We start from the raw sequence: 23,120 nt of genomic DNA on the forward strand, positions 1-23,120 counted from the left end.
TATGATAATTCACCACTATCAATTTTTCTTGCAACTTCAATTGCTGTTTCAATACTGTATTTTGAGTTCCATTGATAAGACATAACTTTACTTTTTACTGTAAAGTGATTTCAGGACTACACCCCCATAATAAAAAATTAGTTGCCCACCTTTTGGTGGGCAGTTATGATTTTATTCAAATGAGAGCTTTTCAAAGCATAATAAAAAGTTAGATGCACCACTCTCAATGGGGCAAATAATCTTTTTTAGACGATTTTTTAATATTTGAAGGATAAAAAAACTTAGATGCACCACCTATCATGGGGCAAATAGATTTTTATTACTCAAAATTCGGGTTTTGTCAGGAAAAAAAATGCAGTTGCACCACTATGAGTACGGCAAGTAGCAAAAAATGATGTGAACGGCATTTCTGAATATCAGGATTTACTCAATTGCTTCCAGTACTTTTTGCGTTCCAAAGCCAACCAGTCATAAATCCCAGTTGCCAACCGCTCAAAAGATTCTTTATCATTAAAGGCAAATTCGGTTACGTGATGCGCTCGGTCATTATACTCGTCGGTTAGGTGGTCCAATCGCCTATCATTCAAATTCAGTTCCATTAGAGAGAAAACGGAACGGGAAATATCCAACATTCCATTATCGTGATCGAACCCCAATAAGTTCAAACCTAAAACGGTATGTTGGTGTCTTAAATCGTCTTTTATCAATTGAATGATTACCTTTTTAGGAGTTTTTTTCTGCATGAGTTGTAAATTTTGCTTAAAAATATTTATTTTATGCTTTTAAAGCAAATTAATACAATTATTTATATTCAAAAGAACCATTTTAAGCTAAAAGGCGTTATTTTTCGATTGTTGAATTATGCTTATTTTTCCTCAAATTCTATCTATAGAACATAATAAATGGATAAAAAAGCACAGAATCGTATCAAAGCTGTCTTAGCTGAACAAGGTAAAACGAACAATTGGTTGGCAGAAGCTTTGGGTAAGAACCGAACAACGGTTTCCAAATGGTGTACAAACCAAATGCAACCAACTATTGAAACTTTATTTGAGGTTGCAGAAGCTTTAGATGTTGATGTACGAGAATTATTGATTTCAACGAAATAAGAATAGAACCGCAATTAGCTTTACTAGACCACTTCCACTATTTACTACCAAAACAAGATGTACATATTCGAACATCCAAAAATCAACGAACTATTTAATGTCTTACTTGAAAATCTATTAGAGGAATCTGGCCGTGGTGCAATTCTAATTGCAACGGCGCACGCTGATGATTTTCTTACAGAGTTAATAGAAATTACTCTTCCGGATGAAATTTCAAAAAAAGAGAGAGAAAGGCTTTTAAATTATCCAGGTCATTTAAGTTCCTTTTCTGCTAAGATTGAATTAGCATTTGCTTTTCGGCTAATTAGTAAGACATTGAGAGATAGTTTGAATGCACTTCGAAAAGTTCGAAACGATGCTGCACACAGTTCTTTACCATTTGATTTATTTGAGCTTCAACAAAAAATGGAGTCTGTTTACGATCTGGGAAGCGATACTCCAATTGTAATTAGAAATGCAGCAACAAGAATGCTTGTGACCATGAAAATTGGTAAAATAGCGCACACTTTGAAAAATGCAGGCTATTCAGATGAGGAAAAAAATAAAGTACTAGCAGATTTGCCAAACGACAAAGAGAATATGGACATCATCAATAAGCAAATACCGCACTGGGAATTGATTTATGGAATTTGCTTGATCTGTGGAATGATTGTCAACTCAACTGAACAAATTTCGAAAGTAAAAACAGGCATTAATACCTGGGGCGATCTTTTGCCAAAAGAATCGTAAAAAAACATATTGTCAGTACATAACACGCTGTTGCAATGACAATTAGTCAGCATGTCAGTTGTTCTTGCCATTGGCATATCCTTTGATAAAACAAGATTTCAATTATTTAAGCATGAACATTACTACTGTAGAAAAACTAGCCATTATTTGGAAATCACTTAAACCAAAATCATACAATATAATTACTCGAATAATTGTCAGTGCGGGTCTCGGCTTAATGGCTATTCCTTCATTGATACAGGTAGTCTGCCTTTATTTTTTCGGCAAAGACTTTTACCTAACTATATTTGGTCAGAGTAACATTTTAGTCGGGTTAATTGTAGTACTAATCGGTCTGATTTATAACATTATTAGCCAATTAATAGATGCTCCGAAAAAACCTGAAAATTCAATAAAGAACTCGCAGATCAGTAACTCCAAGATAATTCAAGTGCAGGGTGATTTTTATGAAGGAGCTTCCAGCCAAGACCTTCAAGAAATTAAGGAAATATTAAAAGATAATAGTCCGCTGAAAGATGAATGGTTCAAACAAATTCAACTCTACAAAAACCTACTAAACGAATACAAACCCAAAACAGCATTAAAGCTAGTTGAAGCCTTAGAAACGAGATTGAATGACAGTAATTTATCTAGCAATTCAATTCTAAGATCAGAAATTGCATACTTGAAAGGTTTGTGTCTTGAAATGATAAAAAACCGTGTAACCGATGCATATAAATGTTTCATCATCGCTTATGAACTCAATTCGATAAAAGACGTTGTAAAAGAACGGGCTTGTATCTCTTATTACATGACGGAAGAATACGATAAGGCACAAGTTCTTGTCAATGATATTCTTTCAACCAACTCGTTAAATGAATTTGCCAATGCGATTAACGTGTTATTGAAGCCTGACAGCATTGCTGAAGGAATGAATTCTGTGTCTAAAATTGTGTCTGGCAATCGAGATTTCAATCGAATCATTCACTTGAATGTTAGAAACAAAGAGCAGTTCAACAATTTAGTAACTAGTCACCCACAGTTAATTCAAGATGGTGTCGTGTTAACTCTACTCGAATCCACACACCAAAACTATAAGAACAATCTATACATCGCTGAAGTTGCTATTACTCGATTCTTGCGAGAATTCAAAATACTATTCAATACAATTGACTATGATAATAACCGACTCTTGATTAGCACGCATAATCTTTTGGATAGTTTTATGAAGCTCCTTCAAAATTCCGAAATCACGGAATACTATGTTCAAATTGATTTTTTCCGGGTTTTCACCGGTTACTTAATTTCAAAAGACGACGCCGCTGTTTTTGAACTTCAGAGGTTATACAATCAAAATAATAACAATGATGAACTTCTGAGTCTGATTCTTTCAAATGTTTTACAACAATCCGATAAAATTGATGAAGCGATCCAAATATTGAATGGAATGAGTCAAGAAACTCCCAATAGCATTAGTCTGTTGCTCTACTGCCATTATCGTGCTGATGATATTGAATCATATGCTACTACAGCTAATAGAAGAATCAAGCTACTGGAAAAAATAGATTCTTTGGCAACCGAAGAAATCCTGCGAATGGTTGGGGTTTTAGCTGTTCATGACAAGGCAAAAGATATTGATCTTGACAAACTTTCTAACATTTCGGTAGAAGTTCCACAGTATTTTGAATTTATCAAGATATACCGAGATTTATATGTTTCAGGTCCTAAAGAAGAATATACGGAATGGCTATTAGCGAATAAGGATGTTATATTGAAATCTGAAATTAGCATAAGTCATTATTTGCAAGACGCTTTTTTCCTAAACAAGAATTTTGACGAATGTATTACTATAGTTGAACTCAAAGAAGATCAATTTCTTTCAGCTTTTGAGATATCTAACTATATCTGGGCACTGCATTATGCCAAGGCTAACAATCATAAATTGTTGAAATGGTTAAAGCATTGGAGAAATAATCTTCCGTATAATTCGGCATTCACAAAACTTGAAATTCAAAAACGAACGCTAATTAGCGATTGGGGAGAATGTTTAGATATCTGTAAGTATGCCATTTCGCATGACCAAGATGAGCTATTCATGCTTTACCTGGCAATTTCTTGTTTCCATTTGAATTCTACAGATGAAATTGAGAATTATGTAGAAACATTGGCGAAGTTCAACTATCAAAATGCCGTTACTGCACTTCAAGTTGCGAATATTTTACTCCAGTTTAAATTTCACAAAGAAGGTATGGAACTCTGCTATTATTGGGCAAAAGAAAAAGACAATAAACAGGCGAGAACAATGTTTTTTATGTCATTTTTGAAATTGCCTTGGGATGATTTTTTTGTGACTTTTGATGAAGTTGAAGAAGGTTGCTATGTGTTTTACAAGATCAATGGAAAAGATGAAGGTTTTGTCAAAATAATTGAGCCCAACGATGAATTTTCAAAACAGCTTCTTGGACATAAAACAAATGATGTTATTGAGATCAAAAGACCACTTGGAAACATTGTTGACTCATATAAAATAGGCATCATTTGCAATAAATACTTAGCTCTAAAGATGGAAATCATTGAGGAAACCAAGAATCCACAATCTGGGCTTGGTATGCAGTCTTTTAACATTGAAGAAGACGGATCACCATTGGACATTATTCATCAAATTGCAGGGCTTCCGAATGAGAATCCATACAACGTTTACGAAGAATACTATTCACAAAAAATTCTATTTTCCCAACTGGCATTTTCCACTTCCGAACTAAGAGAGAATTTAATTCATGCCTACTACAAGTTAGTCTATGAAAAAAACGGATTGCTCAAAATGGACCCGAAAGCATTTCCGCTTTTAGACTTTTTCCAGGAATATGATTTTATATTGGATTTCACCTCATTACTTCACTTTTATATCTTAGAAAAAGAAGGGAAATACACTTTTAAAAATAAGTTCAAAATCCCAAGTTTCATTATGGTACTGATCAACTCATACCGAAACAAACCTCTTGGAATGGTTCATCATGAAGATTATGTTTTGGATAAAGAATATTACGATCACTTAATTGCCTGGATCAATGAAAAGTGTGAGATCATTAATCCTGCAAGCTTATTAGACATTATGGATGATGCAACTACAGGGAATACAATTGAGAATGAGTTAGGTCGGTACTTAATAAATCAAGCTGCCATGGTTCAAGAATTCCCTAACTCTGTATTGATTACGGATGATCTTTTCTTTTATACAATGTATCCGCTTTCGCAGAAAAAACTAATCAGCACCGATGTGTTTTTGGTTTACGAAATGGTTAAAGATACTGCTATAGAGTTCAACGTTATTGATCCTTCCGATAATGAGTAAGCCGGTAAGACAACATTTTATTCCAAGAAGTTACCTTAACAATTTCTCGGAATCTATGGAAGGTAAATACTTCATTCATGGTAAAAGGCACGATTCTCAACAAATAGTCAGACTAAGCACAAAAGACATTTGTATTGAAAGAAATCTATATACCATTCCTACAAATGATGGAGAAAAGAATTTTGATGTTGAACACTTTTATGCAGATAAAGTAGACAGTGTTTTCCCCACAGTATATACACTCATTAAGGACCCAAATGTTAGAACTATTGATTTTGAAACACGATTAAAAATCATTACTACGGCATTAAGCCTTTACTTTAGAACGCCTAAATTTCTAAACATTCAAAACAATTTCTTCGAGCGACAAATCAAACACGCATTTGAAAACACTACCAAGGACGAGGTGATTATTTCTTTTCTTGGAGAAGAACCGAAAGTGAATAGAAATGAAGTAGAAGAAATCATCAAAGAAAGAAAAGAACACAATAGAATTAGGTTTCTAATTCAACATCTACAGGACTATGAAAACCTTGTGCAAAGCAAATTAATGGATGACATTTCAGTTTATCATATCGTCGATGACAGTGAATTCATAACATCTGATAATCCGGTAATTATTCGGGCATTTGTAGACCCGACTAGTCCTGATTATGATGAGGAAGAGTATTTCAAAAAGGAAATTAATCCTTTTGAAAAAACAAACATGATTCATTTGCCTTTGGATCGAAAAACGATGCTGACCATAATTCCGAGAGCAGATAATAACGTTTCAAGTTTATTCCGAAGAATGGACATCGAAATCCTGGATGTCTTAATGTATAATTCCGATATTGAGAAAAATGCCGAGAGTTGGATTCTAGGATCGAAAAATGGAATCGAAAAGCATATTGAAGATCAGAGGAGTTTTAATGTCGAGACCCCTGAGAATTTGGAGCGGGTTAGAAATTACAAAGAAAAGGCACTCGCTTTTTCAGAGTTGAAGACACTTATGGAGAAAAAAGGATTGAGAAGTGCGGAAGTAAAGGAGAAAGTTGCCGAAATGAATTCTATTCATCATATTTCTTCAGATAGAAACTTTCAAAAGATACTCCAGACAGTCAATTCTTTATGACAAAGGAAAACAGTACAATTTCAAATGGGCATTACAATTATTATTGACAAGTCGACCTTTCAATCATTGAACTTCATGGAACTCTACAGGCTAAGTTGTTATTATAAGCACAACGTAACGCCTATACTTATAATGGAGATTTTGGGTGATCTAAAAAAAGAAGCAACGGCAGGGAAACCACCGCCTGAAGACAGGGTCAAAGACTTTGCAAACAAGTTGTTTCCAGTAGAGATTATTGTGAACGATCTCTATTTAGACTTGGTGCATAATGATTTGATGGGAAAAGGACCATCGTTAGATGGAAGACCAAATGTTCGAATGCAAAAAGCGGTTCAATCTTCAAGTGGACAAAAAGGGCTTGTGATTGATCAAACGCTGGAAGAAAAGTCCGTTTACAAATGGAAAGACGGAAAGTTTTCGGAAGCAGATAAAGAATTATCAGCATTGTGGCATGCACACACAACTCAAGAAGACATATTGGTCAACTTAAAAAGCAAGCTAACACTGGATGTTTCGGGAATAAAAGACTTCAAAACCTTAAATCAAAAAGTAACAGAGTTTTTAACCACTCCTTTTGGTCAACAATCTTTTTTGATGATTCTACTCCGAAATTATAAAGTGAGCTCAATTGACGGAATGGAAGTGATAAATCGATGGATGATTCAAGGACGTCCCCAAATTTCAACTTTTGCTCCATACGCCTTTCATTGTTTGCGTGTTGATACAATCTTTTCTTACGGATTAGCTAGCGGTCTAATAACGACACGTCCAACGAACAAAGTAGATCTTGAGTACTTGTATTATATGCCGTTCGGAAACATTTTCACTTCTAACGACAAGTTGCACAAAAACCTTGCGCCATTATTATTACGTTCTTATCAGAAGTTCTATACAGGGACAGAATTAAAAGCCGATTTGAGCAACATTGTAAAGTACTTAGAAACCTTGCCAGTTGAAGAAGTTCGTAAATACAAGTTGGAACCACCAGTTATTGACGGATCGTTAACGGCTGAATTATGGAAAGAATATTTTGGTTATCCTGAACATAAGCAATGGGATAGAAAACTTTCTGACAAAGAACTGGAAAGATCTAAGAAAAAAATTGATGAATTTGAAAAAGCAGCAAAAGAGAAAGGGCTTGAAATCGGAGAACTGAATGATCCTGATTTTATAGTAAAAACATCATATCTCTCCAAGAGAGATTTATGCTTTTGTGGAAGTGGTAAGATCATAATTAATTGTTGTATGACCGAAGAACAATTTGATGGGGAAGTAAGAAAACGAAATCACTAAACTCTACGAAGTTGTGTGTTACTTCGTAGAGCTTATTTGATACAGTAGAATGTTAGAAATTACCAATTGAAAATTTGCTTATATTTGAGCAATAGAAGCACTTTCGCACCCTCAAATGGGAATCTGATGGAGCTTAAAGGATTATTTAGAACCCTAAGAAAACGTTGGGAGTGCAATAGTACCCTTATTCTTACCCTAAATCCATATGAAATTTATAATCGATTGATAATTAGTGTTTTGATCTGAATTTTTAATCCTGTATTTGTTTCACATAGTTTTATGAGTCATTGCAAGACGAAGAGGCGACTGGTAAGGGGAGTTATGTACTTAACACAGGTAACTTATGAAATAGGTTGTTTTAGAAAAATCTTCTCCAAGAATCTAAGTGATAATTTCCCACAGATGCACTGATTATTTGTGGCGCTTACCAGTCGCCACTTAAGCGAGTGCGGTAGCCGAGCAGTTAATCTGTGCATCTGTGGAAAAGATAAAGAGTGCCTGCTGGCAGGCACTGAAATGATGAAGCACCCAGGGATATTTTGGAACCACCTGTTTAAAGTACATAACTCCCACTGGTAAGCGCCTCCAATATTTGTGCATTTGTGGTAAAATATAACACAGTTTGTATTATAAAATAGTTTGGGTGCGAATAATACGTATACCCCGATTAATCGCGTACCCACATTATATCTTTTTGAGGAAAACATCCGGCTGGGGATAGATCCCTTTTCGTTCCAGGCGTTTGTCTTTTTTATACAGAACATAATTTTCCGGAATGAATTGTCCGTCCAATCGAACTTCCAGGTAAATACTGTTTTTATCTTCTTTCGTCAACCGGTACGTACCTTTCATTTCTTTTGCTGCTACTTTCTCCGTCAGCAATCCTTCCGGATTCAGCCGGATTTCGATCACAGCACTTTGAACCTGAAACACTTCTTCTCCCAACTCCAAAGCATAAGAAGGGATTTCGCCGCTGTAAACTCCCAGGTATTTCTTTTTGATCTCCTGGGAAATTCCACTAAATGAACATGTAACAACGAGAAATAATAAACAAAAACGCATTTCTTCCTTTTGGGTAAAAATAGAGAAAGGAATCAACAATACAATCGAATTATCAACCAAAACAAGATCTCTGCGATTAAATTCCCTAACTTCGGGTTTAGTTTTCCAATGCTCATTTCAAGACACCCATGAAACAATATCACGATTTATTACAACACATTTTAGACAAGGGAACATTCAAAGGAGACCGAACAGGTACAGGTACTTTATCTACTTTCGGATACCAGATGCGTTTCAATTTGGAAGATGGTTTCCCTGTCCTGACAACCAAAAAGTTGCACCTGCGTTCGATCATTCATGAGTTGTTGTGGTTTCTCCAGGGAGATACAAATATCCGATACCTGAAAGACAACAAGGTGTCTATTTGGGATGAGTGGGCAGATGAAAACGGCGATTTAGGTCCGGTTTACGGGTATCAATGGCGTTCATGGCCTACTCCTGATGGCGGATCGATCGACCAGATTTCCAACCTGATAGAGCAAATTAAAAAAAATCCGAATTCCCGCAGACTGATCGTAAACGCATGGAATGTAGCTTACGTAGATAACATGGCACTTCCTCCCTGCCACACGATGTTCCAATTTTATGTGGCCGAGGGGAAATTAAGCTGCCAATTGTATCAACGATCAGCTGACACATTTTTGGGTGTTCCGTTCAATATTGCTTCTTATGCATTGCTGACAATGATGGTTGCACAGGTTTGTGATCTGAAACCGGGAGAATTCATTCATACACTTGGAGACGCGCATTTGTATACCAATCATCTGGACCAGGCAAAATTGCAATTGGAACGTGATTTCAGACCGCTTCCAACGATGAAGATCAATCCGAATGTAAAAGACATTTTCGGATTCAAATACGAAGATTTTGAATTATTGAATTACGATCCGCATCCGCATATTAAAGCGGCCGTAGCCGTATAAAATAATTTGTTACCGATATAAAACACGTAGGGGCGCGATTAATCGCGCCCCTACGTGTTTTATTATAAATCAATTCGCCATTTCACTCATAAACTTGATGCGCATCAATCGCAATTCTTCTTCGGTATAATCCCCGTCAAATTCATGATAAGCTGTTGCCAAATCGTCTGTTTCTGCCTCCGAGAAATATTCATAAATCTCTTCCTGGTTATCCGCATCCAGAATATCGTCGATGTAATAATTGATATTTACCCTTGTTCCGGAAGAAACAATTGCTTCAATCTCTTCAATTACTTCATCCATTGATTTACCCTGTGCTCTTCCGATATCTTCCAAAGGCAATTTCCGATCGATATTTTGGATCAACTGTACTTTCAACACGGATTTATTGATCAGCGATTTCACTACCAGATCCTGTGGCCTGTCGATATCATTTTCTTCCACATATTGTTGAATCATTTCGATGAAAGGCTGACCGTATCGCTGTGCTTTTCCGGCACCGACACCCTGACAATTCGTCAATTCATCTATCGTAATCGGATATTGAAAGCACATGTCTTTCAAAGTCGGTTCCTGGAAAATAACGAATGGCGGAATGTTATTCTGTTTTGATAACGATTTTCTCAGGTCAATCAACATTTCATAAAGGACCTCATCAAAAGCACCGCCTTTTCCCGGAGCAACGATTCCATCCTCTTCGTCAGAAGCCGAATAATCGTGTTGCTTCAACAAGGTAAACGAAACCGGATTCGCTAAAAACGCTTTTCCCTTTTCCGTAAACTTCAGTGTTCCGTAGGTTTCGATGTCCTTGTAAAGCAGTCCTGCCACGACTGTTTGCCGGATCACCGCATTCCAAAAATGTTCGTCGTGATCTTTTCCAATCCCGAATAAAGGAGCCTGGTCATGACGGTAGCTTTTAATCTCAGCTGTTACACCCCCCGAAAGGAAAGCACAAACGTGTTTCGATTTTTGCTGTTCTTGCAGAAAATCAACTACCTGGAGCAGTTGATGCACAAATTCTTTGCCTTCCAGTTTTTCCCTCGGATGCTTGCAATTGTCACACATTTCATTGCATTGCTTTTCATCAAACACCTCTCCGAAATAATGCAAAATAAATTTTCGTCTGCAAACAGATGTTTCAGAATAAGAAACAATTTCACTCAGTAACTGTTTCCCGATTTCTTGTTCTGCAACCGGTTTTCCCTGAAGGAATTTTTCCAGTTTTTCAATATCTTTGTATGAATAGAACGTGATACATTCTCCAACACCTCCGTCGCGGCCGGCCCTACCCGTTTCCTGGTAATAACTTTCCAGCGATTTAGGAATATCGTGATGAATGACAAAGCGAACATCCGGTTTATCAATTCCCATCCCGAAAGCAATGGTCGCAACGATGACATCCACTTCTTCCATCAGGAACATGTCCTGGTGTTTCGCCCGCGTAGTTGCATCCAAGCCCGCATGATATGCCAAAGCATTGATCCCGTTGACTTGAAGCAATTCAGCCATTTCTTCTACTTTTTTCCTGGAAAGGCAGTAAATGATCCCGGATTTCCCCTGTCGCTGGCGGATGTATTTAATGATTTCCTTTTCCACATCCCGCTTCGCCCGGATTTCATAATACAGATTGTCCCTGTTGAATGACGACTTGTACAATGTCGCATCCATCATATTGAGATTTTTCTGAATATCTGCCTGAACTTTCGGAGTTGCTGTAGCCGTTAGCGCAATAATCGCCACGTCCGAGATCTTCTCAAAAATTTCGCGTAATCGGCGGTATTCCGGACGAAAATCATGCCCCCACTCAGAAATACAATGCGCTTCATCGATTGCAAAGAATGAAATAGGTACGGAAGTTAAGAAGTCTATATTTTCTTGTTTGGTAAGCGATTCGGGGGCAACGTATAATAATTTTGTTCTCCCGGCAAGGATATCGTCTTTCACCCGGTTAATTTCCGTTTTACTGAGAGACGAATTCAAAAAATGGGCAACCGAATTATGGTCGCTCACATTGCGGATCGCATCTACCTGATTTTTCATCAGTGCAATCAACGGAGAAACTACAATAGCCGTACCTTCTGATAATAATGCCGGAAGCTGATAACAAAGAGACTTCCCACCACCGGTAGGCATAATGACGAACGTGTTCTTTTTTTGTAACACATTGGTGATTATATTTTCCTGTTGTCCCTTAAATTGATCAAAACCAAAAAATGTCCTAAGTGCTTCCTTTAGATCATTCTGATCCATAAAGTTTGAATATTAGAGGATTACCTAAATTAATAAATCGAAATTACAGATAATAAAACGCAAAGGCGCTATAAAATCGGCAACTACACTAAAATACAAGATAAATCAATAAAAAACAACTACTAAGCTTCCCATGATCCTAAAAATTGCGGCTTTTTAATAAAAAAAGAGGGAGATTTACAGGTCATTTCAAAGAATTTCATCACTTAACAACGGTTATTAACATTTCAATCCCTGAAAATTTTGATGAATTATTAACTTTGCGCCATAGTATGGAAGAAGAAAAAAATATGTCATTCTTACAACATCTCGAGGAATTGAGATGGAGACTGGTTCGAAGCGCAGCTGTAATCATTGTGTTGGCTATTGTAATTTGGTGGAATCAGGACTGGATCATGAGGCATGTTTTCCTTTCAATGAGTCAACCCGACTTCTTCACCTTTCATTTCTTTTGCACCTATATGGATTTTATGTGCGTAGAAGAGATTCCGATTAATTTCCAGTCGACAACCATGGGAGGACAGTTCTCCTATGCTTTATGGATGAGCTTCTTAGGAGGAGTTGTGGTTGGGTTCCCATTTATCTTCTATCAATTGTGGTCATTCGTAAAACCGGGATTGAAACAAAATGAAAAGAAAATGGTGAAAGGTATCGTGTTTTATGTAAGCCTTCTTTTTTTCCTGGGAATCCTGTTCGGTTATTTCATTGTAGCCCCCATGAGTGTTCAATTCTTCGGTACATACCAAATTACCAAAGAGATCAAGAATGATTTTACCATTAATTCGTATATGAGTACTGTTCTTTCAACTGTATTCTATTCCGGATTGTTCTTCCTGCTTCCTATTTTGGCATATTTACTGGGAAAACTGGGGATTGTTTCTTCGGGTTTTCTGACCAAATACCGCAAGCACTCGATAGTTGTGGTGTTAATTTTAGCAGCGATCATTACCCCTCCGGATATCATTTCCCAGGTGATTGTAAGTCTTCCGATTCTGCTTTTGTATGAGATCGGGATTTTTGTGGTGAAACGCGTTGAAAAATCACGTTTAAAGGACGAAATAAACGGGTAATTCCTATCTTGTTTTTACTCCGAGTTTTTCTTAGTTTTACGCCCATCTATGTTTAAGCTAAGAATTCTATTTCTACTCTGCCTGACTCACAGCTTTGTCTATTCTCAACAGACAAAAGTTTCCGGTCGTGTTATTGATGCAGAGACAGGAGAAGGAATACCAGATGTGAGGGTCCAGTTTCAATACTCAAAAATCGGGACCCTAACTGACAGCCTTGGCTTTTATACGCTTCAAACGTATTACGCAACAGACAGTATCACTTATCTGATGCCCGAATTCAACCTGGTAACCAAGTCCGTTAAGAAGGACCAGGAACAGGTCATTGATGTAAAACTAACCGAAGCAATCATGGACATCACGGAAGTAACTGTGAAACCACCCGATGAATTCCCTTCGACCACAATGCATAAAAAGGTAATTGCTCACAAAGATGCGAACAACAAGGAAAAATTAAGCTCTTACGAATACGAACTATACAACAAGATCCAGATCGACCTCAATAACATCGGGGATAAATTCAAAGACCGGGACATTGTAAAACGACTTGATGTGGTGATGGACTACCTGGATTCCATTGACGGCGGAAAAACCTATTTACCGGTCATTTTATCCGAAAACATTTCCCAGTTCAGTTATAAGAACAATCCCAAAAAGAAGCGGGAATTCGTTTCTGCAACGCGGATTTCCGGAATTGAGAACCTCCAGTTGAACCAGTTTCTGGGAGAAATGTACCTGGATTTCAACATTTATGACAATTACCTGAACATTTTTCAAAAAGCCTTTGTTAGTCCGGTAGCGAATTTTGCCCGCAATTACTACAAGTTCTACCTGGAAGACAGTATGTTCATTGACAACAACTGGTGCTATAAATTGCGTTTTACTCCAAAGAGAACTGGTGATATGACTTTTGAAGGGGAAATGTGGATCAATGACACGACCTATGCGGTAAAATTATTTAAAGCAAAATTATCTCCCTGGGCCAATATCAATTACGTGCAGGATCTGTACATGGAACACCATTTTGACCAGGTAATGCCGGAAGTATGGATGTTGACCGAAGAAAAAATGATCCTGGACCTGAAGGTCACGAAAGGAACCAAATTATATGGTTTCTACGGTCGGAAATACTCTTCCAGGAGAAATTTTGTCATCAACAAAGACCGGCCTGATGATTTTTACAAAAGTGATTTCACTGTTGAATTCGCCGACAGCGCCAAAATCAGGAGCAAAGCCTACTGGATAGCGCACCGGCACGTTCCGCTCAACGATCAGGAAAATGGAATTGATAATATGGTGGATTCTTTGAACCAGGACCCCTTTTTCAAGTTCCTGAAGAATTCCACATACATGCTCGCTTCGGGGTATTACCCGATCGGAAAAATTGAATTGGGCTCTATCTATTCACTTTTTTCCGTTAACCCGGTGGAGAAATTCCGAACAGGACTGGCCATTCGTACCTCCAATGCTTTCTCCAAACGGATCGAGTTCGGAGGCAGATTGTATTACGGGTTCGGGGATAAGCGATTCAAATACGGGTTAACTACCCGTATCAATATTACACCTAAAAAACGGGGACTCCTGATTTTATACGGAAACAGGGATATTGAACAGATTGGTATTTCACCCACTGCAGCCGCGGTCGGATCGACATTCAGTTCTCTCTTGAGGACAGGTCCCTTGGACAAACTCACTTTTGTTGACAAAGCCGGTATTAATCTGGAGAAGGACTTCGGAAAGGACTTTGTGATCTTCGGTGGATTTGAATGGAAAGAATACACTCCATTGGGGCTTGCCACTTACGAACATCGCAATGAATACGGAGGATTGGATACGATCAGGCACGTCCAAAGCTCTGAAGTTACCTTGCGTTTCAGATGGTGTAAAGACGAAGAATTCATTTCAGGGAACTTTGACCGTACAACTCTTCCTTCCAAATATCCCATTTTATCCATCCAGGGAATTTTCGGAATCAAAGGCGTTTTCGGAAGTGATTACAACTACCAGAAACTGGAATTTGCGATGGAACACAACCGCAATGTGGGCGTTTTGGGACGATTGCGTTACGGAATAAATACCGGTGTGGTTTTGGGAACAGTTGCATATCCTTTCCTGAAAGTTCACGAAGGAAGTCAATCTTATTGGTTGTACACCAACGCATTCAACCGCATGTCTTATTTTGAATTCATCTCCGACCGTTATGTTGGCGGATTTATTGAGCAACATTGGCAAGGATTGTTATTTGACCGCATCCCATTGATCAAAAAACTGAAATGGAGATTGGTGACATCCGGTCGAATAACCTACGGAGCCATTAGTCAACGACACAATGATGTGATGATCATCCCTTCTTTTACCAAGCAATTCGGAGCAGTTCCTTATGCAGAAGCAGCTGTGGGAATTGAGAATATTTTTAAATTAGGCCGCGTAGACCTGGTTTGGAGAATTACACACCTTGCTCCGGGAATTCCTCCATTGGGAATCCGGGCACGCTGGTCTTTTGCTTTTTAAGAACGTTCAAAGAATTCAATAGTCGAAAATCCGATGGTTATCGGTATCAAAATATTGGCTCTCAGCAGTTGCAATCCAAGTTACAAATTATCCTAAATTACTGCCGCACTAACGTTTGTTGTAATTTACTCTTCAAAAGCTTCGCCGTCCTAAATTACTGCCGCACAACGTTTGTTGTAATTTACTCTTCAAAAGCTTCGCCGTCCTAAATTACTGCCGCACTAACGTTTGTTGTAATTTACTCTTCAAAAGCTTCGCCGTCCTAAATTACTGCCGCACTAACGTTTGTTGTAATTTACTCTTCAAAAGCTTCGCTTTTTCTTCTTATTTTCGCAAGGTGAAATTACATACGCACGATATTAAAAAGACCTACAAAGGCCGAAACGTCGTAAAAGGAGTTACGATCGAAGTAAATCAGGGTGAAATTGTTGGTTTACTGGGTCCGAACGGAGCCGGGAAAACGACTTCTTTCTACATGATGGTAGGATTGGTAAAACCGGACGAAGGTCATGTATTCCTGGATGATTTGGAAATCACACACTATCCGATGTACAAACGCTCTCAACTGGGAATCGGGTATCTTCCGCAGGAAGTTTCCGTCTTCCGTAAATTAAGCGTAGAAGACAACATCCTGTCCATCCTGGAACTTTCCGATTTGACAAAAGTTGAACGAAAAGAGAAAATGGAACAATTACTGGAAGAGTTCAGCTTGACAAAAGTTCGAAAAAACCTCGGGAACAGGCTTTCCGGAGGAGAAAAAAGAAGAACCGAGATCGCGCGTGCATTGGCCACCAACCCGAAATTTGTTTTACTGGATGAGCCATTTGCCGGGGTAGATCCGATTGCGGTGGAAGACATTCAAAGCATTGTTTCAGATCTGCGCAAGCGCAATATCGGGATCCTGATCACGGACCACAACGTACAAGAGACACTCTCTATTACTGACAGAGCATATTTGTTATTTGAAGGAAGTATTTTGAAATCCGGAACAGCGGAAGAACTGGCTTCAGACGAACAGGTGCGCAAGGTTTACCTCGGTCAAAATTTTGTGCTACGCACGAAAAACGGATAGATATAAAAAAAGCCTCCGTGGGAAGAGACTTTTGGTTTGTTTCGTTATTTAGATGCTAAATCAGCGTTTTCAGCGTTGTTAACACTTCCATAAGCATCACAATGTCCTCTGGAGGATCCGCAAGATGCTAAAACTACCGCTAAGAAAGCAGCCATAGCTGCGTAGGCAAAAAATTTCTTCATAGTTACTGCTTGTTTTTTAGTTTACTAGTTGTTGTTCGAATTACAAATCTATTATTTTTTAACGTTAGTTTGCATAAATATTATTCACATTCCAAATTTTTATCATGTGGATTAGTTGTGATTTAATTTAAAAACGCACTTTTTTTTTAACGTTACACTTCTTCAAAAATTACCAAAGCTACTGTTTATCTGCGTTCCGGGTAGAATACCCCTTAAACAGTTAATGATCGGCTTTTTCTGTTTGGCTCATTCCGTTATATGCGTCACAATTTGCTTTTGTCCTACAGGATGTGCTCACCAGGAGAACAACTAGCACTGCAGCAAAAATTCCAAGGATCTTCTTCATAATCTTTCCTTTAATGGTTGACACTCATTGTATCTTCTATACAAACTTACTACTTTCAGCGTTATATTAAAGGATATTCCACAATTTTGTGAAAGGAAACAGTTGAAATTAAAGCATTTAACAGACTAACTGAAACTAAAAGGTATAAAAATTGAAAGAAAAACTGCGCTTACGCTTGTTTATATCAAAAGCTTTGCTTTCTCTTATTCAGGAAAAATGGCTGGTGATTCTGTTAATCAACTTATCGGTTTTCAGTTCTACCATTCTCTATTCACAGAAAAGTATTCATTTTTCAGATGCAAGCTTCAAAAAAATCAGTAAACGGAATTCTTTCAACTATTCGGATACTTTTTCGCTTGAGAAGCAACTGCAGGACATTCAGTTCCTGGCTTATAAAAAGGGATACCTCACTTTCGGGATCGATTCCATTATTCCGAGTGACAGTTTAAACAGTGAAGCATATTTTACGCTCGGCCTGCGGTATAAACAATTAAACCTTTCAATCTCTGACAATAGTAAACGTGCGCTGAGAGAAATCGGGATTAGTCCGCGATCGATAGAAACGCTCCCTCCCACTCCCCTGGAAATTTCCAAAAGCCTGGAACGCATTCTTCGTGATTTTGAAATTGCCGGTTATCCTTTTGCACGTATTTCGTTTGAAGATCTGCGCGTTGAAAAGGAAACCCTTTTCGCAGAACTCATTATTGCTCCGAACTCCCGGGTAAAATGGAATGACCTCATCGTATCGGGAAATAAAGTCAAATTATCCAAAAAATACCTGGAAAATTTCCTTCACATCGAAAAAGGAAATTGGTATAACCAGGAACAGGTGAACCTGATCAATACGCGATTGACCCAATTGATTTTCGTGAAACAGCTAAAACCCGCCGAAATCCTGTTTACTCCGGAAGGTGCCAATCTGTATTTGTATCTCGAAACAAAACCGGTTTCGTTATTCAACGGAACAATCGGCCTGCAGCAAGATCCGATCAAATTGAAGTACCAATTAACCGGGGATCTGCGATTGAAACTTCAGAATGCATTCAAACACGGAGAGCTTTTCGACCTGAACTGGCGCTCCATTCAACCGGGAAGTCCGCAGTTGAAGATCCAGGCCGCGTATCCGTTCTTATTCAATACACCCTTCGGGCTGGACGGGCAATTTTCACTGTTCAAGCGGGATTCAACCTTCCTGGAATTAAAAACCAGTATTGGAATTACTTATTTTGTTTCGGGAGGAAAAACATTGACCGGATTTTACAAAAACCAACAATCCAACCTGCTAGGTGCAGCAAACACCGGACTGGCTTACGGAACTTCCAAAAGCAATTTATACGGGCTTTCCTTCCGCAATCAGACAGTCGACTATTTACCCAATCCGCGGAAAGGATTTATCTGGTATCTGGAAGGGAACATTGGAAAACGGACACTCATCAAAGACTCCGTTACCAATCACTACCTCATCTACGGCGGGAAAGTTCAAATTGAATATTACCAGTCGCTTGGAAAGCGATTTGTACTAAAAGGAGGCCTGATCAGCGAATCGTTTTACACCAACAACATTCAGCAGAACGAACTCCTGCGCTTCGGAGGAAACCTCTCCCAGCGAGGCTTCATGGAAGATGAATTGCTGGGTACTTTCCGCGCAACAGTGACCATTGAACCCCGGTTTATACTCGATCAGAATTCCTATTTGTTTGTGTTCTACGATCAAAGCTGGTATGAACGCAACGTGCAGCAATACCGGCACGATTCTCCGAAAGGTTTCGGGGCAGGACTTTGTTTCGGAACCAATATCGGGATTTTCTCATTGACATACGCATTGGGACAGCAATTCTCCAATCCGATCCTGTTCAGGGATTCAAAGGTACATTTTGGATATGTTGCGTATTTCTAATCGACCGATCCTAAAATCAATCAAAGAAACACTTTAATCAATCCGTTAGGTCCTGTTTCTTTTTTTCTTTAACTTAAAACTCTGATGAACTACTTATGCATATCGGACAAGGTTTGGAAATCCATTCTTACGGTGCTTCTGCTTTCATTTAGCGGCGCCGTTTATTCCCAGGATGTGGTGGTTACCGGAACGGTCATGAATGAGCAAAATCAGCGGGTATCCGGTGTTGAGATCAAACTCGGAGCGGCTAATGTAAAATCCAACAGCAAGGGAATATTCCTGTTAAGAACAACCAATCTTCCTGCGCAACTGTACGCGAAGCATCCGCTTTATAACGATTATTTCGAAATTGTCAGAGCTCCTGTAAACAAAGACGACACACTTAAAGTAGAGATCATCCTGGAAGGAAAAGAAACGGAACTGGAAGAAGTTACTGTTAACGCTTCCCAGGTCATTTGGGTTTACGAAAAGAAAAATACCCACATCATTGATTTTGCACTTTACGAAAAAGAAATACTGCTTGTTTGCCAGGAAAATCACAAGTACTTTCTTAGAAGACTGGATTCGATCGGTAGAAAAATAGTTGATCTTCCCATCAAAAAAAATCCGGTCGGCCTCTATGCCGATTGCACCGGGGGAACACATTTGGTTTATTCCGACAGTATTTTCGAAATCAAGTTTATCCGGAATTCCATCGGAATGCTTGCCGGACATTCCTATGAGGAAACTATGAAGGTATTGTCGCCCTGCATCATTTCCAGTGCGGATAACTTCATCTTAAAAAGACTTGGTCCGCATAACAAACTGATTGAATATGTGAAAATTGACTGGAACACGAAAAAGCCAAGCTTACTTTATTCAACCAGTGACCGGCAAAAAATGCGGGAACTGGATGATTTTGCGATGGAAAATGAAATTGCCGTTCCTGTGTCCAATCCGAACTACAAACGCGGGCAACAAGCAAACAATTTAACAGACAGGCAAAAATGGGATAACCAGCAATTTTACAATCAAATCCTTAAAAAACCGCTATATGCTCCTATTTTCGAGATCAATGATTCCATTTTTATTTTCGACCACTTTAAGGACAGTGCTTTGGTTTATTCTATTTCAGGGAAATATATTCGTTCGTTCCAAATAAGCTATCATTATTTTGAAAATTGGAAAAGCGAATTGCTTATTAACGAAGAAAAAACAAAACTCTATGCCAAGTATGAAATCAATGGACTCGTGACACTTCGCCAGATCAATCCTTCGACTGGAAAAGTTGTCAGCCTGGACGTACTTGAAAAACACATTCATCCGATCAACATTCAAATCCGGGGTAATTATGCTTATTATATCTATAACCATTATTTGGACAACAGTATTCATTATCTTTATAAACAACCGCTGAAAAACATTCCTTAAACCCAATCGACATGAGACATTTAAATCACTTCCAAATCCTTTGTCTGGTCCTATTTTGCGGATGCGTGATGAATACAGGCCTATCCCAGGTGGAAGCAGTTGTGAAAGGAAAAGTAATCAACGAGAACGGAACACCTATTAAAAATGCCTCTGTAAAATTGGGAAATTCGGATGCCCGAACCAATTCATCCGGTTTTTTCATTGTAAAGAATACCGACTTTCCTGCTCAGTTGACAGTAAATCATGTGCTATACTCTGAATACACGGACATGGTTGCACTTCCCGAACGATGGAAAGATACAATCCGCGTATTTGTAGTAATGACCGGAAAAGAAAAGGAATTGGAAGAAGTGACTGTTTCCGCCGAAAAAATCTTTTGGGTATATCCCAGAAAGCAAGCCAATGTGCTGGACTTTCTCCTGCAACCGGATGACGAAATTTTACTCTGCTGCAGTGATGAACACCATTATTTTGTTCGAGGACTGGATGCGTCCGGAGAAAAGGTCTTTGAAACGAACATACGCAATCATCCCAGAAAATTATATCGCGACTGTATGGAAAACATTCACTTGGTTTATGCAGATAGTATCTATGAAACAGCAATGGTCAATAATTCCATCGGGATCTTTTCACCGAAACCGGCTCTTGGAGTCTTTAGTTTTCTTCAATCCTGTGTCTACAAGGATGACCGGAATTTAGTGAAATACAATTATTCCGAAAGGGATCAGCGTATTGAATATTCTGCAATTAATCTTCAAACTAAAATTACCCGGGTAATGTATGTCGGAGAGGATCGTTCCCGCAACAGGGGGCTCCGCGAATACGAGCAGGAAAATCGTACCGCAGACAATGATCTCTTTCTCACAACAGACAAGAATGCGATCCGGAAAGTACGCGATAAATGGAGCAATATCCGATTCTATGATCTGATCCTGACCGATCCGGTTTATATTCCCTTATTTGAGATCAATGATTCCCTGATTATTTTCGACCATCTCAACGATTCCGCTATTGTTTTTACTAAAGCGGGGATACGTGTACGATCATTTTCTATTGTTTACCATTACTTCAAAGGGTGGAAAAAAGAACTCATTACCAATATGGAAAAAACGAAGATTTACGCCCGTTATGAGAAGGAAGGGTTAACGATCCTTCGGGAGCTCAATCCAACAAATGGAAAAACGGAACGGATTATCAAATTGGAAAAGCATGTTTTCCCCGAGCATCTCCAAATTCACGGGGATTTCATTTATTACATCTACAAAGATTACCTGGACCAGAGTATGCACTACCTATTTAAACAAAAACTTGAATAGGATCAGCTACATACCTGAAGTGACTCCAGGTTAATAACCCCGGAAGGGGCTGCCAAAAAATCAGGTATATTATTCGCGTGCGGAACTGGTTTTCCCCGATCAATTGTTTACTTTTATCTAAAAAATCATCCATCAAATACATGCCAGGCTTTCCACATTTTTTGTTTTTTTTGATCTGCTTGACCTGCATAAATTCCGCTTGGTGCCAGGATGACATCATCATTAAAGGAAAGGTAGTCAACGAAAGCGGAGCACCGATTAAGAATGCCTCTGTTCAGATAGATATCCATAATACACGTACCAATTCCAATGGCTTTTTCATCTTAAAAAACGGAAATTTCCCGGCACAATTGACCGTCAAAGGCAATTTGTACAAGGATTTTACCGATATTTTACTTTTTCCCGAAAAATGGAAAGACACCCTGATGGTTTATGTCGTCATGGAAGGAAAAGAAACCCAGTTGGACGAAGTAACAATCAATGCTGACAGCAAATTCTGGGTGTATCCGCGCAAACAGGCCAATGTACTCGATTTCAAAGTGGAACCGGACGGCAATATCATTTTATGCTGCAGCGATGAACACACTTATTACCTGCGTCATTTGAATGAAACAGGAGATAAGATGTATGAAACTCCTATCAGAAAACACCCGAAACAAATCAAACAGGATTGTGGGGGAAAATTTCACCTGATTTACAACGACAGTGTTTATGAAACCTCCATTGTAGGTCAGGCCGTCGGAATTTTTTCTCCTCTTCCTTACCACAAAGCCATCGGGTTACTCGACAATTGTTCTTATTCGGATGATACATCAATCATCATCCGAACCTATATGAATCAAAAACAGTACCTGGAATACCAACTGATCACCAAAAAAACGCGCCTCAGTAAAACACTCTATGTGAGCCAGGACCGTCAGAAAAGCCGGCAATTGAAAGATTATCAGCGGGAGAACAAGCAGACTGTGAGCGAGATCCTGAAAGAATCCAACACGAACCACAGTGATAAACTATCAAACGACCGGCACGACCTAAAAAAAGCACGGGAACGATGGAGTACGCAACAATTTTATGACCTGATCCTTCTTAAACCGATCTATGCTCCTTTATTTGAATTGAATGATTCGCTGATTATTTTCGACCATCCGAACGATTCTGCGATCGTATTCACAAAATCCGGTGTGCGGATCCGAAGTTTTCCTATTGCCTACCAATATTTCAGAGGCTGGAAAAGCGAATTGATTCCCAATATCGAGAAAACAGCAATTTATGCCCGTTTTGAAAGAGATGGGATTACCAGTCTCCGTAAAATTAACCTGGTCAATGGAAAGGTAGAAGAAGTGGTACAGATAAAGGACCACATTTACCCGGAACATATCCAGATCCACCGGGACTTCATTTACTATGTTTACAAAGATTATTTGGATTTGAGCATGCACTATATTTTCAAACAACATCTGACAAACCGGTAAAGATTTGATTTCGGTTTGAAAAAGAAGGTAATTTTG

At 38.6% G+C, this 23,120-nt stretch carries 17 protein-coding genes; 13 read left to right on the forward strand and 4 right to left on the reverse strand.

The annotated features are described in order from the left end of the window. Positions 1-416: 416 nt before the first annotated feature. Complete coding sequence (locus tag FO442_RS13555) at positions 417-743, reverse strand: hypothetical protein (protein WP_144333746.1); 327 nt, start codon at positions 741-743, stop codon at positions 417-419. A gap of 159 nt (positions 744-902) precedes the next feature. Between FO442_RS13555 and FO442_RS13560 the strand changes: the two genes are divergently transcribed. The 5 genes from FO442_RS13560 to FO442_RS13580 all read left to right on the forward strand — a co-directional run bounded on the left by FO442_RS13560 (position 903) and on the right by FO442_RS13580 (position 7,576). After that, complete coding sequence (locus tag FO442_RS13560) at positions 903-1,109, forward strand: helix-turn-helix transcriptional regulator (protein ID WP_144333747.1); 207 nt, start codon at positions 903-905, stop codon at positions 1,107-1,109. Positions 1,110-1,166: 57 nt separating this feature from the next. Continuing rightward, positions 1,167-1,838 carry a DUF4145 domain-containing protein gene (locus FO442_RS13565; RefSeq protein ID WP_144333748.1) on the forward strand — a complete coding sequence of 224 codons (672 nt, stop codon included), beginning with the start codon at positions 1,167-1,169 and terminating at the stop codon, positions 1,836-1,838. Between the two features lie 112 nt (positions 1,839-1,950). After that, positions 1,951-5,169, forward strand: coding sequence for a hypothetical protein (locus FO442_RS13570; protein ID WP_144333749.1), 3,219 nt, complete (start codon positions 1,951-1,953; stop codon positions 5,167-5,169). Next, a complete protein-coding gene (locus FO442_RS13575; protein ID WP_144333750.1) occupies positions 5,162-6,283 on the forward strand; it encodes a DUF4238 domain-containing protein in 1,122 nt (373 codons plus the stop codon). Before FO442_RS13570 ends, FO442_RS13575 begins: the two co-directional genes overlap by 8 nt. 75 nt (positions 6,284-6,358) lie before the next feature. Continuing rightward, positions 6,359-7,576 (forward strand): hypothetical protein, encoded by a 1,218-nt coding sequence (locus tag FO442_RS13580; RefSeq protein WP_144333751.1) that lies wholly within the window; start codon positions 6,359-6,361, stop codon positions 7,574-7,576. A gap of 684 nt (positions 7,577-8,260) precedes the next feature. Here FO442_RS13580 and FO442_RS13585 read toward each other — a convergent pair. After that, the gene (locus FO442_RS13585) at positions 8,261-8,638 is read right to left on the reverse strand and encodes a hypothetical protein (protein ID WP_144333752.1); all 378 of its coding nucleotides are present in this window, start codon (positions 8,636-8,638) and stop codon (positions 8,261-8,263) included. A gap of 128 nt (positions 8,639-8,766) precedes the next feature. Here FO442_RS13585 and FO442_RS13590 point away from each other — a divergent pair, with 128 nt between their 5' ends. Then, entirely contained in the window at positions 8,767-9,561 is a 795-nt protein-coding gene (locus FO442_RS13590) for a thymidylate synthase (protein ID WP_144333753.1), read from the forward strand. A gap of 69 nt (positions 9,562-9,630) precedes the next feature. On the opposite strand, the gene recQ is transcribed toward FO442_RS13590, so the two are convergent. Beyond that, positions 9,631-11,811 carry a DNA helicase RecQ gene (recQ, locus tag FO442_RS13595; RefSeq protein ID WP_144333754.1) on the reverse strand — a complete coding sequence of 727 codons (2,181 nt, stop codon included), beginning with the start codon at positions 11,809-11,811 and terminating at the stop codon, positions 9,631-9,633. Between the two features lie 290 nt (positions 11,812-12,101). Here recQ and tatC point away from each other — a divergent pair, with 290 nt between their 5' ends. From tatC to lptB, 3 genes are all read left to right on the forward strand, one after another. Beyond that, a complete protein-coding gene (gene tatC / locus FO442_RS13600) occupies positions 12,102-12,881 on the forward strand; it encodes a twin-arginine translocase subunit TatC (RefSeq protein ID WP_246073858.1) in 780 nt (259 codons plus the stop codon). A 48-nt stretch (positions 12,882-12,929) separates the two neighbouring features. Continuing rightward, positions 12,930-15,389: a DUF5686 family protein gene (locus FO442_RS13605; protein WP_144333756.1), complete on the forward strand. Its 2,460-nt coding sequence runs from the start codon at positions 12,930-12,932 to the stop codon at positions 15,387-15,389. 337 nt (positions 15,390-15,726) lie between these two features. Continuing rightward, positions 15,727-16,461 (forward strand): LPS export ABC transporter ATP-binding protein, encoded by a 735-nt coding sequence (lptB, locus tag FO442_RS13610; RefSeq protein ID WP_144333757.1) that lies wholly within the window; start codon positions 15,727-15,729, stop codon positions 16,459-16,461. A gap of 402 nt (positions 16,462-16,863) precedes the next feature. Here lptB and FO442_RS18970 read toward each other — a convergent pair whose 3' ends face one another. After that, positions 16,864-16,989, reverse strand: a complete 126-nt coding sequence (locus tag FO442_RS18970) for a hypothetical protein (RefSeq protein WP_281281583.1) — start codon at positions 16,987-16,989, stop codon at positions 16,864-16,866. A 151-nt stretch (positions 16,990-17,140) separates the two neighbouring features. Between FO442_RS18970 and FO442_RS13615 the strand changes: the two genes are divergently transcribed. The 4 genes from FO442_RS13615 (at position 17,141) to FO442_RS13630 (ending at position 23,084) form a co-directional block, all read left to right on the forward strand. Next, positions 17,141-18,886, forward strand: a complete 1,746-nt coding sequence (locus FO442_RS13615; RefSeq protein ID WP_144333758.1) for a BamA/TamA family outer membrane protein — start codon at positions 17,141-17,143, stop codon at positions 18,884-18,886. Positions 18,887-18,970: 84 nt separating this feature from the next. Beyond that, positions 18,971-20,296 (forward strand): hypothetical protein, encoded by a 1,326-nt coding sequence (locus FO442_RS13620; protein ID WP_144333759.1) that lies wholly within the window; start codon positions 18,971-18,973, stop codon positions 20,294-20,296. A gap of 11 nt (positions 20,297-20,307) precedes the next feature. Beyond that, positions 20,308-21,612 carry a peptidase associated/transthyretin-like domain-containing protein gene (locus FO442_RS13625; protein WP_144333760.1) on the forward strand — a complete coding sequence of 435 codons (1,305 nt, stop codon included), beginning with the start codon at positions 20,308-20,310 and terminating at the stop codon, positions 21,610-21,612. 179 nt (positions 21,613-21,791) lie between these two features. Next, a complete protein-coding gene (locus FO442_RS13630; protein WP_144333761.1) occupies positions 21,792-23,084 on the forward strand; it encodes a carboxypeptidase-like regulatory domain-containing protein in 1,293 nt (430 codons plus the stop codon). The last annotated feature ends 36 nt before the right edge of the window (positions 23,085-23,120 follow it).

Source organism: Fluviicola chungangensis, from assembly GCF_007558725.1.
Lineage (GTDB): Bacteria > Bacteroidota > Bacteroidia > Flavobacteriales_D > Crocinitomicaceae > Fluviicola > Fluviicola chungangensis.